Below are 12,399 nucleotides of genomic sequence, written 5' to 3'. Positions count from 1 at the left end.
TGACCGCGCACAGGGCCGGTCCGCCTCAAAGCTCAGATCCCAGGGCAGCGATCAGTTGCCGCCGCGCGCCGGATCGCTCGTTCCGTTGCGGGAACCATAGGGCCCCCACCCTGAATAATAGTTACCGGGGCCGTAATACCCGCCATAGTAGCGCGGGCGCTGATAGACAACCACAGGCTCCTGATAGACATAGATCGGTTGGTAGCCATAGCTCGGCTCGTAGTAGCTCGGCTGGTAGCCGTATCCCCCGTAGGCGTAGCCATCATCGTAATAGTAGGTTCCGGAATAGGCCGGGCGGCTGGCTGCTATGGCAGCCGCGCCGAGCAGACCAAGACCCACCGCACCCGCGATGGCAGCGTTACGATGGCCCCAGCCCCGACCGCGATAATAGCTGTAGTCGGCAGCGGCCTTGTCGAGGCGGCTTGCGTCGACCCCTGCGCGTGACTGGCCGGCATCCGCCGGCAGCACCAATCCGGCAGCTGTGACAGCGATGGTGGCCAAAGCCACGATGGCGGATTTCCTGAGAGACGACATGGTCATATCTCCTGCGGTTCATTCGCCTGAACCTGGATCTCATGATCAGGCATCATGCTTGAATGCGGCCTGAACCAATCCGGGCGGGATTGCGGCGCATGCAACCCGGCCTCCGCGGGTCGCGCTTGTTCAGGGCCTGCTGTCGTGAGAGGGGTTACGAAACGCCTCCGATGACAGTTTCCCCTCCACCAACGTCAGCTTTGGCAGATTGTTCCGGCGCTCGGATTCGTGCAGCCGCCGCCAAAGGCCGTCGCAGTCAGGTCCCGATATGAATCCAATCATTAACAGCCTGGGAGCGATCTTCCTCGTGCTCGCGACCGGCTGGGCCCTGAAGGCTCGTGGCTTCGTCTCTCCCAGCCACTGGGCCGGCGTCGAACGGCTGACCTATCAGGTTCTGTTCCCGGCCGTCGTCATTCACACCTTGGCCGTCGCCGATCTGAGTCAGCTGCCGGTGCTGGCGATGGGGCTGACCCTGGTCACCGCGATCCTCGGCGTATCTGGCATCCTTCTGATCCTGCGCCCCCTGCTTTCACGCGTCGGGATCAACGGCCCGGCCTTCACTTCGGTCCTGCAGGGCTCGGTGCGCTGGAACACCTTCGTCGCGCTGGCCTTGGCGGCTGGGCTGCACGGCCGCGAGGGGGCAACGCTGATGGCGATCGCGGTGGCCTCCATGATTCCGCTGCTGAACGTGCTTTGCGTCCTCGTACTGGCGCGCTTCGCCGTCGGGCGGCCGATGAGTGCGGCGGAGACGGCGCGCTCGATCGCGGTGAACCCCTTCATCTGGTCCTCGGCTGTCGGACTTCTGCTCAACCAGATGCAATGGATGCTGCCCCTCGCCCTGACGACCTATGTCGATATCCTCGGCCGGGCGGCGCTGGGCGTAGGGCTGCTCGTGGTCGGAGCCGGGCTCGACATCCACCGCTTGAAGCAACCGCGGCTCGCCCATGGCCTCGCCATCGGGCTCAAGCTCGTGGTGATGCCGCTCGTCGCCTGGATGCTGGCGCGGCAGTTCGGCGTCACCGGGACCGCGCTGACGATCACGGTGGTCGCGGCTGCGGTCCCGACAGCCACGGCGGCCTATTTCCTGGCGCGTGACATGGGCGGCGATGCCCCGTTGATGGCCGAGATCACCACGATGCAGACCCTGCTGGCGCTCGCCACGCTGCCGGTGGCGGTCCTGCTTCTGGGGTGATTCCAAGCGTGTGGCAGGGCCGGTCAGGCATGCACGCAGAAATTGAATTCGTCTTTTCCTTGGGTCATTCTACGGCCAGATCAGCGGCGCTGAGCAGCGCCGCATAGTGCAAGGGCAAGCCGCCATGAATGCGCGAGGGCCGAAGCCGAGCCTCGAGACAAGCAATTCTCCTCATAGCGAAGCTGATGGGCCGGAACACCTCGACGAAGCCGCATTCCAGGCAGCTTCGCTCGGAACCATCGCGTTCAGCCATGAGACCGTGGGGGCGCAGCAACGCGGAGTTGCGGAGTACATCGAGAGCATCTGCGTGGAACTGCGCATGTTGGCTCGGGCGGCCAAGCTTGAAACGCTGGTCTACTTCCTCGACATGGCCCGGATCGAGGCCACGATCCAGATCGAGAGCCGTGGGACGCTCGGCAAAACAGCTGACTAGGGGCCGGTTCAGCAGGGCTAAATGACCGACGGCCGTACCGGAGCGCGCGTTCAGGGCATGACGCGCGAGAGCGCGCCACCGGGATGACGCAGAACCACCCCATCGAGTTCCAGCTCGATCAGTAGCCGGCCGACATCGCGGGCGGAATGGCCGCTGGCCCGGATCAGGTCGTCCAGGGAAACGGGGGCCACTCCAAGCAGAGCCAGCACCCGCGCGCGGGCCCCCTCGCCTTCCCCTTCCGGCGGCGGCGCGAGATCGGAGCCGGCAATGGCATGAGGCAGAGCATCCTTCGGCGCCGGGGATACTTCCGGCAGGTCGAGTTCGTCCCAAAGGCTCTCGGTTGCCGCTTCATAGCCCTCGCGCGCCTGTGCGAGACCCGTCGGCAGGGCGCCGCCATGACCCATCATCGGCGCGAGCGCCTCGATGACATGCGCGGCCTCCGCGCATAGCGTCGCGCCTTCACGGATCAGGTGATTGCCGCCCTCGGCGCGCGGATCGAGCGGCGAGCCCGGCACGGCGAAAACCTGGCGTCCCTGCTCATTGGCGAAGCGGGCCGTGATCAACGAGCCTGACTTGCGCGCCGCCTCGACCACGACAGTTCCGAGCGCAAGTCCGGAAACAAGGCGGTTGCGCCGCGGAAAGTCGCGTCCGCGCGGGGCCCACCCCATCGGCATCTCGCTGATCGCCGCGCCCGACATGATCAGTCGCTCGAACAATGGAGCGTTCTGGGGCGGATAGATCTCGTCGAGCCCCCCTGCGAGTACGGCGACGGTGCCGGTGGCAAGGCTCGCGCCATGGGCGGCCGTATCGATGCCGCGCGCCAGCCCGGACACCACCACGAAGCCTGCTTCCCCGAGATCCTGCGCCAACCTGGCGGTGAATTTCAGGCCGGCTGCCGAGGCGTTGCGCGAACCAACCAACGCGACGCAGGGGCGCAGCAGCACCTCGCCACGACCAAGCACGAGCAAGAGCGGCGGCGCGGAATCAATCGCCTGCAGTGGCCGTGGATAGTCAGGCTCTCCGAGGGCGATCAGTCGGCCGCCGCACCGGCGCAACGCCTCGATCTCGCGTTCCGCCTCGGCCGTTGAGCAGATTCGGATGCTGCGGCCTGTGCTTCGCGCGAGCTCTGGCAACGCATCAAGCGCTGCCGCAGCACCGCCATACCGATTCATCAGGGCGCGAAAGGTGCGCGGGCCGATGCTCTCGCTGCGGATCAGCCGGAGCCAGTCGAGACGCTGGCGATCGGTGAGTGCGATGCCAGCCATTCCCGATCAGCCCTTCTGGCCGATCTTGCCCTCGCTGCCGTTCAGCAGCCTCGCGATGTTTTCGCGATGCATGATCCAGAGCAGCACGGTCAGAACGGCCATCAGCATGGCCATGCGCGGCTCATTCGCCCAGAACCAGAGCAGCAGCGGCGTCAGCAGGCTGGCGAGCAGTGCAGCCAACGACGAATAGCGGCTGAGATAGGCGACGCTGAGCCAGACCGCCGCGAAGGTCACCGCGATCGGCCATTTCAACCCGATCAGAATGCCGAGATAGGTGGCAACGCCCTTGCCCCCCTTGAAGCGCAACCAGATCGGGAAGAGATGCCCGAGGAAGGCGCCGAGCCCGGCGAGGAGCGCAGCATCCCTGCCGCCGATCATATAGAACCCGACGAGCACGGCCGCCGTGCCCTTGAGCATGTCCCCCACCAGGGTCAGCGCCGCCAGCTTCTTGTTGCCGGTGCGCAGGACATTGGTAGCCCCGATATTGCCCGAGCCGATGCTGCGTAGATCAGGCCCGCCGCTGAGGCGCGTCAACACGACGCCGAAGGGGATCGAGCCCAGCAGATAGCCGACGACCACGGCAGCCAGTGCCGAGGACCCGGACAGGCCCAAACTCATCATCTCAGGCATGCCGTCCCCGCTTCCCCACGCCATCGCCGCAGGAGCTTAGACTGCGTCGGCCTCGTAGACCACTCGTCCGGCAACGAAGGTTGTGCGTACCAGCCCATCGAGCCGCGCCTCGTCGAAGGGCGAATTCTTGGCCCGCGATTTCAGCTTGCGCTTATCGACGACATAGGGCGCGTCCGGATCGAGCAGGATCAGATCGGCAGGCGCCCCGACCGAGAGGCGTCCGCACGACAATCCAAGCAGATCGGCCGGTCGCGTCGAAAGCGCCGCCAGCAGCGTCGGCAGATCCGTCTGTCCCGCATGGACCATGCGCAGCGCGGCCGACAGCATGGTCTCGATGCCGAGCGCACCGTTGGCGGCCTCGGCGAAGGGCTGGCGCTTGGTCTCGACGTCCTGCGGATCATGGTCGGAGACGACGACATCGATCACGCCCTCGGCCAGCGCCGCGACCATGGCGAGCCGATCATCCTCATGGCGCAGCGGCGGCGAGACCTTGCAAAAGGTGCGGTAGTCGCCGACGTCGTTCTCGTTCAGCGTCAGATTGTTGATCGAGATGCCGCATGTGATCCGCACGCCATCGGCCTTGGCCCGGCGCACGAGTTCGACGGATTCGGCGCAGGAGATCATCGCGGCGTGGTAGCGCGCGCCGGTCGCCCGCGCGAGGCGGATGTCCCGCTCCAGCATGATCGTCTCGGCCTCGACCGGAATACCCGGCAGGCCCTTGCGGCTGGCGAACTCTCCTTCGTTCATCACGCCGGCGCCCCGCAGGTCCGGATCCTCGAGATGGTTCATCAGCAGCGCATCGAAATCGCGGCCGTAGATCATGGCGCGGCGCATGACCTGCGGATTGCGCACGGCCCGGGCGCCATCGGTGAAGGCGACCGCGCCGGCCTCGAGCAGCAGGCCGAATTCGGTGATCTCCCTGCCCTCGATGCCCTTGGTCAGGGCAGCGGCCGGCAGCACATTGACGACCGCCTTGTCGCGGGCCCGGCGCTTGATGAAATCGATAATCGCGGGATCGTCGATCGGCGGGTCGGTATCCGGCCTGCAGACGACCGTGGTGACGCCTCCCGCAGCCGCGGCCTGCGAGCCCGTGCCGAGCGTTTCGCGGAACTCCGCTCCCGGCTCGCCGAGAAAGGCGCGCAGATCGACCAGCCCCGGTGCGACGACCAGCCCGCGGGCATCGACCCGCTGCACGCCCTCGCCCGTGGCCGGCGCGGCGCCCCAGGCGATCTCCGCGATGGCGCCATCGCGCAGCAAAAGGGCACCGGGCCCTTGCCGGCCCGATGCCGGATCGACCAGTTGGGCGTTCACGATCGCAAGCTCGCGCATTTCGGACATGATCTCGCTCGGTCTCGCCTTCAGTGTTGTCTTCCAACCGGCCGGGGAGCGGCTCGGCCGTGCTCAGCCATTGGGCAGATGCTGGGCCAGCGCATCCAGAACCGCCATCCGGACGGCGACCCCCATCTCGACCTGCTCGCGAATCAAGGACTGAGCGCCGTCAGCGACTTCCGAGGAAATCTCGACACCGCGATTCATCGGGCCGGGATGCATCACGAGCGCGTCCGGGCTGGCCAGCGCGAGCTTCTCGCGGTCAAGGCCGAAATAGCGGAAATACTCCTTCGGCGACGGCACGAAGGCGCCGTGCATGCGCTCGAGCTGGAGGCGCAGCATCATCACGATATCAGACCCTTCCAGCCCTTTCTTCATGTCGGTGAAGACCGAGACGCCCATGCGCTCGATGCCAACCGGAAGCAGGGTCGAGGGGGCGATCAGGCGGACTTTGGCGCCGAGCGCATTAAGGAGGATGATATTGGAGCGCGCTACCCGCGAATGGACGATGTCGCCGCAGATCGCGACGGTCAGCCCGGCGATTCGGCCCTTGTTGCGGCGGATCGTCAGCGCATCGAGCAGGGCCTGGGTCGGGTGCTCATGCGCACCGTCGCCGGCATTGACGACGGAGCAGTCGACCTTGCGGGCGAGCAGGTTGACCGCACCGGCAGCGTGATGGCGCACCACCAGAATATCGGGCCGCATCGCGTTCAGGGTCGCGGCTGTGTCGATCAGCGTCTCGCCCTTCTTCACGGAAGAGGATGCCACCGACATGTTCATGACGTCGGCGCCGAGGCGCTTGCCGGCAAGCTCGAAGGAGGCCTGCGTGCGCGTCGAGGGCTCGAAGAAGAGATTGATCTGGGTGCGGCCGCGCAGGGTCGCCGTCTTCTTCTCGACCTGTCGCGAAAGCGCGACATAGTCCTCGGCGCGATCGAGGAGAGCCTCGATATCCAGATGCGACAGGCCCTCGATGCCGAGGAGGTGGCGGTGCGGATAGGTCGGGGCTGGCGATGTCATTTGAAGGTGGTTGTTTAGGCACAGACTCAAGACGGCGCAAGCGGCGAGATGGCCCGAACGATGACCATCGTCCAGCGTTTCGTCCAAGGGCGGCCGCAGCGACCGCGGCCGGAAGGCGACAGTCGATCGCCGGGCCACTGTTGCATTCGCGCAGCAATCCCTATTTGACAGCGCTGTCGTGCTGAACCACTTTCGCGCGCAATTCCGAACCTGACCCCGGGCGCCCAGCGCCAAGCCAGGCCGGACCGGCACGGTGCGTGCTGGCCCTGCCCCTTTGTCATGAGACTTTAGCTGCCATGAAGCTCCTCGTCGTCGAGTCGCCGGCCAAGGCCAAGACGATCAACAAGTACCTGGGCTCCGATTACGAGGTCATCGCCTCGTTCGGGCATATTCGCGACTTGCCCGCGAAGGACGGCTCGGTCGACCCCGAGGACGATTTCAAGATGCTTTGGGAAATCGAGGGGCGCGGCGCCAAGCAGGTTGCGGAGATCGCCAAGGCCGCCAAGGGCGCCGAGAAGATCATTCTCGCAACCGACCCGGATCGCGAGGGCGAGGCGATCTCCTGGCATGTGCTGGAAGCGCTGAACCAGAAGCGCGCCATCAAGGGCATTCCGGTCGAGCGCGTCACCTTCAACGCCGTGACCAAGGACGCGGTGCAGAAGGCGCTCGCCAACCCGCGCCGGATCGATCAGGCGCTGGTAGATGCCTATCTGGCGCGCCGCGCACTGGACTATCTCGTCGGCTTCACCCTGTCTCCGGTGCTCTGGCGCAAGCTGCCGGGCGCCCGCTCGGCCGGTCGCGTCCAGTCGGTGGCCTTGCGCCTCGTCTGCGAGCGCGAACGCGAGATCGAAGCCTTCAGGGCACGCGAATACTGGTCGCTGATCGCAACGCTCGCGACCGACACCGGCGCGACTTTCGAGGCCCGCCTGGTCGGCGCCGACGGCAAGAAGATCACCCGGCTCGACATCGGCACGGGGGCGGAAGCCGAAGCCTTCAAGGCGGCGCTGGAGACAGCGTTCTTCAACGTGGCGCAGGTCGAGGCGAAGCCGGTCAAGCGCCACCCCTACCCGCCCTTCCAGACCTCGACGCTGCAGCAGGAAGCCTCGCGCAAGCTCGGCATGGCACCCGCCCGCACCATGCAGTTGGCGCAGCGGCTCTATGAAGGCGTCGATATTGGCGGCGAGACTGTCGGTCTCATCACCTATATGCGAACCGACGGCGTCGACATGGACGGCAGCGCCATCACGGCTGCCCGCAGCGTCATCGGCAAGGAGTTCGGCGCGGCCTATGTGCCGAGCGCGCCCCGCAAATACACGGTCAAGGCCAAGAATGCGCAGGAAGCTCACGAGGCCATCCGCCCGACCGATCTCGGGCGGCTGCCAGCGATGGTCGTGCGTCATCTCGAACCCGAACAGGCAAAGCTCTACGAGCTGATCTGGAAGCGCACCATCGCAAGCCAGATGGAATCGGCCTCGCTGGAGCGCACGACGGTCGACGTCGCCGCCAAGGTCGGTTCGCGCAATCTGGAACTGCGCGCCACGGGCCAGGTCGTGCTCTTCGACGGCTTCCTGACACTCTATCAGGAGAGCCGCGACGACGAAGAGGACGAGGACAGCAAGAAGCTGCCGCCGATGAAGGCGGGCGACGGGCTGGAAAAACGCGCCATCGCCGCCGACCAGCACTTCACTGAACCGCCGCCGCGCTTCTCCGAGGCGAGCCTGGTCAAGCGCATGGAAGAGCTCGGCATCGGCCGGCCCTCGACCTATGCCGCGACGCTGGCCACGCTGCGCGACCGCGAATATGTCCGCATCGAGAAGAAGCGGCTGGTGCCCGAGGACAAGGGCATGCTGGTCACGGCCTTCCTCGAGAGCTTCTTCGGGCGCTATGTCGAGTTCGACTTCACCGCGAGCCTGGAAGAAAAGCTCGACCGCGTCTCAAATGCCGAGATCGACTGGAAGGCGCTGCTGCGCGAGTTCTGGGAGGAGTTCACCCAGGCCATCGCCGGTACCAAGGACCTGCGCGTCACCGAGGTGCTGGAAGCGCTGAACGGCGTCCTCGGAGAACATATCTTCCCGGCACGTGGCGATGGTGGCGATCCGCGCACCTGCCCGACCTGCGGCACCGGCCAGCTCTCGCTCAAGCTCGGCAAGTTCGGCGCGTTCGTCGGCTGTTCGAACTATCCGGAATGCCGTTACACCCGGCCGCTGACCGTTCCAGCCAATGACGGCGAGGCTACGGCCGAGGGCGGCCAGGGCACGCCTGGCGTGCGCGTCCTTGGCAAGGATCCGGTCACGGAACAGGACGTGACATTGCGTGACGGTCGTTTCGGCCCTTATGTCCAGCTCGGCGAGGGTGAGAAGCCGAAGCGCCAGAGCCTGCCCAAGGGCATGAGCGCAGCTGTCGTCGATCTCGACAAGGCACTGGCGTTGCTCGCACTTCCGAAGGAGGTGGCGAGGCATCCGGAAAGTGGTGAGCCGATCCTGGTCGGCATCGGTCGCTACGGTCCCTATGTCCAGCACGGCAAGACCTACGCCAATATCGACAAGGACGATGATGTCCTCGCGCTTGGCGGCAACCGCGCCATCGACCTGATCGTCGCCAAGGAAAGCGGTACAGGCGGAGGACGTTTCGGCCGTGGTGCGGCGGTGCCCGGGCGGGAGCTCGGCGAGCATCCTGCTGGCGGCAAGCTCGTTGTGCGCGCCGGCAAATACGGTCCCTATGTCAACTGGGGCAAGGTCAACGCGACCCTGCCGAAGGCGATGACGCAGGAGAGCCTGACGCTCGAACAGGCGGTCGAGCTCGTCAACGCCAAGGCCGAAGCCGGCGGCGCGAAGGGTGGCGCCAAGGCAGCCGCCAAGACGAAGCGCCCAAGCGCCGCGAAGGCTCCAGCCAAGAAGGCTGCCAGCAAGCCGGCGGCGAGCAAGACCGGGGCCAAGGCTGCGCCGAAGTCCAAAGCCACGGCAAAGGCCAAGACCAAGGCCGGCGCCGAGGGCTGACCCTCGGCCCGGGGGAGATTTGGCCCCGTCGGGACTAAATGCTGCTCCTTGATGCCGACAAACCGACTCTGGCTCAGGATCGTCAGGGCCGTCCTGGAATGGCCGCCCGCCTAAGGTCGGCGCAATGCGGCGGCCGCTCCCTGTGTCGACATGGTGGAAGCGCGGCCCTCAGAGGCGGGCCGCGAAGGGCAGCCTACATGCTGGCTACGACGACCAGGCGTTTGACCTCGCCCCTGAGATAGGCCTGCAGGAACTTGTCGTAGTCCCTGAACGAGACGCAGCCATTCGAATCGCCCCTCGGTCCGAGGAGGTAGGTATGCGCCAACAGGCCGGCACGGCCGTGGATGGCGCCGCTGCCGCCGACCGGGTGGAGCCGGATGGCCCGCACGCCGTGGAAAAGCGCCTCGCGCTCCTTCAGATCGTAGACATGCGGCGGCGTGACGCCCTGCATCCTCACATGCGCGAAGCGTGGGTCATCCATCTTGTCGCCGAGGCCCGAATGCGCCTCGAGCCGGTCGCCATTCGGCATGTACACCATGCGCGCCGAGATATCGTAGATGGCCGTCGCCTGGGCCGAGACACCCGCCGAAGCTGGTGGCGTCGGGCTGAGCCTCCTGCCGCGGCTGCTGTCGACGACGTCGTCCTCCGGCGCCGCATAGGCGAGAGCCGGCCCCGACGAGCGCTGCACCCCAAAGATCTTCTCGAAGAACGAGCGGTTATCCGCTGCCGTCGGCGCGGCCGGAACGGCAGCCGTCCGTGTCCGGCGCGAGGCCTGACGCTCGGCCACGCGCGGAGCCTCCGGATCGGCGGGAAGGCGAAGTTCGGACGGGCGCGGCACCGGCAGCGGCGTCATCTGAACGAGTTTGGACGCTTCCTGCGGCTGCGGCGCCGGCGGAATGATCTCGGGTTCGACGGCCGGAGCCGGCGGCTCGACCGGGTCGGCAGGCAGCGCCAGAGCGGACTGCAAACCGGCGGCCAGAGGGGAATTCTCGCCAAGGGTGAGTGGTGCCGGGCCCAGCGAATAGCTGGGATCAAGCAGCGGATCGTAGCGTCCGGTGGACGCGACCACGATCGGCTCCAGCACGGGCGCGTGCTCACGCACGGCAGAGACGATGGGCTGGGCGTCGTTCTGCGCCCAGAAGCCGGCTGCTGCGCTCAGACCCAAGGTCACGGCAGCGAATGCAATTCGGGAGAAACGCATCCTGCGTCGGCGATTGCGCGCACGAGGAGCTAGGCCAGCAGTCGGACCGGACGAAAAACTCATGCGTCGTACTCTCGGGATACTCTGGTACTCTTCCCGCCTCCGACGCGCGCCAACACCCATCCCGCTCACGCAGGCTCATCACGATGAGCCGCAAGCGGGCCAGCTTGCTGTCCCGATCTTCAGTGCTGGGAAACCCTAACTGTGTTCGAACTTGATTAAGCGCGCGCTTGGTTAATCATGAATGAAGCTGAATCATGTTTTTCTAGGTGCGACCCATTGGCGCGCCGGAAGCCCAGCTCCCTTGGAAAGCACTACGGCACGCTCCGCATCTGGCGGTTCGCGGCGAGGCTGAGGTGTTGCCGACCCCGCCCCTGGCGGGGCGAATTTCACGAGGCGTTAACCCTGCCCCGATAGGCATCGGGAGCACTGCCTCCTTCCGAAATAGTAGTCGTAACTGTCGATGCGTAAGTTGAAACTCTACCCGCAACGGATCGACGGAAACGACGATCATTGCCCGACGTTTGTGCCCGGCATCTCGGACGAGAGGGCCCCGAGGCACGTCCCTCACGGTCTGCGCAATCAGATTCCCGCTTCGCAGGTCATCGCGCCCGTGCACCGAGCCCCAGACCCCGCGGACGCGCCCAGTCGCGTGCGTTACACCCGGACGCCAGACCATCTCCTGCGCAAGGTCTGGGGTGGGCTGGAGAGTACCGCGACACCTGCGTTGGAAATCGAGGCGATCGCCACGATCGAGATCGAGATCGAGGCCGAGATCGCTCCCTGCGACGGGCTCCCCTCTGCGGATGAAGGTGATGTGAGGCCGGACGAGTTCGCGCCAGAAGCCGTGGTGGCGGATGACGACCTCCAGCTCTATGCGAATATCTCGGATCACGCGTTCTGGGATCTCGGGCCGGTCTCCGGCGGAGGTCTGTCCAGCCCTTCTTCCGAAATGCTCCCGGACGAACCAGCCACGCCTCGACACTGGGACGATGCCGAGGACACCGCGCCGTCGGCCGAGGCGGTGGACGCTGGTTCTGCACCGGCCCTTCCGGAGATCGATGTTGCGTTGGCTGCCATCCCCGGTCCCGCTCCAGTCTTGAGCTGGTCGCAAACCTATACTGTCAACCTCCAGGTCGGAGGCGCTGCATGGGCCGAGACCAACATTGCCACCGGCCTGCGTGTCGAAGGCGAAAGCCGGTCACCTGCCGAGCCCCAAATGGTGCAGGCCATTCCGGCTGTCACGAAACCGGAAAGCGAGCCAGAGCCAGCCCGAGCCGGCGAGGCCGACGAAGCTGCAGTTGCCGATCGGCCGATGAAGCGGCGCAAGGCGCCGCCTCCGCCCGCACCCTTCATGCAGACCGGCGGCGTCTTCGAGCTGCCGCCGCTGAGCTATCTTGCCGAGCCGATGACGCAGCCCGAGGCGGCGGTCTCGACCGAGACCCTGCAACAGAACGCTGGATTGCTCGAAGGTGTGCTCGAAGACTTCAACATACGCGGCGAGATCGTCCAGGCCTGTCCTGGTCCGGTCGTGACGCTCTACGAGCTCGAGCCGGCGCCGGGCATCAAGTCGTCGCGGGTGATCTCGCTGGCCGACGACATCGCTCGCTCGATGAGCGCGATCTCGGCCCGCGTCGCCGTCGTCCAGGGCAAGAACGCCATCGGCATCGAACTGCCCAACGCCAAGCGTGAGACCGTCTTCCTGCGCGAGTTGCTCGCCAGCCAGGATTTCGAGTCGACCAAGCACAAGCTGGCGCTCTGCCTCGGCAAGACCATCGGCGGCGAGCCGGTGATCGCCGATC

The 12,399-nt window shown here is 66.1% G+C and carries 10 protein-coding genes; 4 read left to right on the top strand and 6 right to left on the bottom strand.

Translation table 11 applies throughout. From position 1 onward, the window contains the following. Positions 1–51 precede the first annotated feature (51 nt). Positions 52–534, bottom strand: a complete 483-nt coding sequence (locus tag FG93_RS31180) for a hypothetical protein (RefSeq protein ID WP_152579387.1) — start codon at positions 532–534, stop codon at positions 52–54. A 268-nt stretch (positions 535–802) separates the two neighbouring features. Here FG93_RS31180 and FG93_RS10545 point away from each other — a divergent pair, with 268 nt between their 5' ends. After that, positions 803–1,726 carry an AEC family transporter gene (locus FG93_RS10545; RefSeq protein WP_043234287.1) on the top strand — a complete coding sequence of 308 codons (924 nt, stop codon included), beginning with the start codon at positions 803–805 and terminating at the stop codon, positions 1,724–1,726. A 124-nt stretch (positions 1,727–1,850) separates the two neighbouring features. Continuing rightward, on the top strand, positions 1,851–2,159 hold the full coding sequence (locus FG93_RS10540; protein ID WP_043234286.1) for a hypothetical protein: 309 nt from the start codon (positions 1,851–1,853) through the stop codon (positions 2,157–2,159). A gap of 50 nt (positions 2,160–2,209) precedes the next feature. On the opposite strand, the gene dprA is transcribed toward FG93_RS10540, so the two are convergent. The 4 genes from dprA to FG93_RS10520 all read right to left on the bottom strand — a co-directional run bounded on the left by dprA (position 2,210) and on the right by FG93_RS10520 (position 6,400). Next, entirely contained in the window at positions 2,210–3,415 is a 1,206-nt protein-coding gene (gene dprA / locus FG93_RS10535) for a DNA-processing protein DprA (protein WP_043234321.1), read from the bottom strand. A 15-nt stretch (positions 3,416–3,430) separates the two neighbouring features. Continuing rightward, positions 3,431–4,042 (bottom strand): glycerol-3-phosphate 1-O-acyltransferase PlsY, encoded by a 612-nt coding sequence (plsY, locus tag FG93_RS10530; RefSeq protein ID WP_043234320.1) that lies wholly within the window; start codon positions 4,040–4,042, stop codon positions 3,431–3,433. 48 nt (positions 4,043–4,090) lie between these two features. Beyond that, positions 4,091–5,383 carry a dihydroorotase gene (gene pyrC, locus FG93_RS10525; RefSeq protein WP_043234318.1) on the bottom strand — a complete coding sequence of 431 codons (1,293 nt, stop codon included), beginning with the start codon at positions 5,381–5,383 and terminating at the stop codon, positions 4,091–4,093. Positions 5,384–5,455: 72 nt separating this feature from the next. Continuing rightward, the gene (locus tag FG93_RS10520) at positions 5,456–6,400 is read right to left on the bottom strand and encodes an aspartate carbamoyltransferase catalytic subunit (protein WP_043234285.1); all 945 of its coding nucleotides are present in this window, start codon (positions 6,398–6,400) and stop codon (positions 5,456–5,458) included. A gap of 296 nt (positions 6,401–6,696) precedes the next feature. On the opposite strand from FG93_RS10520, the gene topA reads away from it, so the two are divergent. Then, positions 6,697–9,396 carry a type I DNA topoisomerase gene (topA, locus tag FG93_RS10515; protein WP_043234284.1) on the top strand — a complete coding sequence of 900 codons (2,700 nt, stop codon included), beginning with the start codon at positions 6,697–6,699 and terminating at the stop codon, positions 9,394–9,396. Between the two features lie 193 nt (positions 9,397–9,589). On the opposite strand, the gene FG93_RS10510 is transcribed toward topA, so the two are convergent. Beyond that, positions 9,590–10,567 (bottom strand): DUF2778 domain-containing protein, encoded by a 978-nt coding sequence (locus tag FG93_RS10510; RefSeq protein ID WP_348270472.1) that lies wholly within the window; start codon positions 10,565–10,567, stop codon positions 9,590–9,592. 682 nt (positions 10,568–11,249) lie between these two features. On the opposite strand from FG93_RS10510, the gene FG93_RS32845 reads away from it, so the two are divergent. After that, positions 11,250–12,399 (top strand): DNA translocase FtsK (locus FG93_RS32845; RefSeq protein WP_280114130.1); only part of this gene is annotated, 1,150 nt, incomplete at its 3' end.

The organism is Allobosea sp. LC85 (assembly GCF_000735605.1).
GTDB lineage: Bacteria > Pseudomonadota > Alphaproteobacteria > Rhizobiales > Beijerinckiaceae > Allobosea.
This window is presented reverse-complemented; position numbering and strand designations above follow the sequence as displayed.

Bases quoted from the DNA above. Each gene is read 5' to 3' on its own strand.
- FG93_RS10545 (WP_043234287.1), top strand. From the start codon at position 803: ATGAATCCAATCATTAACAGCCTGGGAGCGATCTTCCTCGTGCTCGCG.
- FG93_RS10520 (WP_043234285.1), bottom strand. From the start codon at position 6,400: ATGACATCGCCAGCCCCGACCTATCCGCACCGCCACCTCCTCGGCATC.
- pyrC (WP_043234318.1), bottom strand. From the start codon at position 5,383: ATGCGCGAGCTTGCGATCGTGAACGCCCAACTGGTCGATCCGGCATCG.
- FG93_RS31180 (WP_152579387.1), bottom strand. From the start codon at position 534: ATGTCGTCTCTCAGGAAATCCGCCATCGTGGCTTTGGCCACCATCGCT.
- plsY (WP_043234320.1), bottom strand. From the start codon at position 4,042: ATGAGTTTGGGCCTGTCCGGGTCCTCGGCACTGGCTGCCGTGGTCGTC.
- topA (WP_043234284.1), top strand. From the start codon at position 6,697: ATGAAGCTCCTCGTCGTCGAGTCGCCGGCCAAGGCCAAGACGATCAAC.
- FG93_RS10540 (WP_043234286.1), top strand. From the start codon at position 1,851: ATGAATGCGCGAGGGCCGAAGCCGAGCCTCGAGACAAGCAATTCTCCT.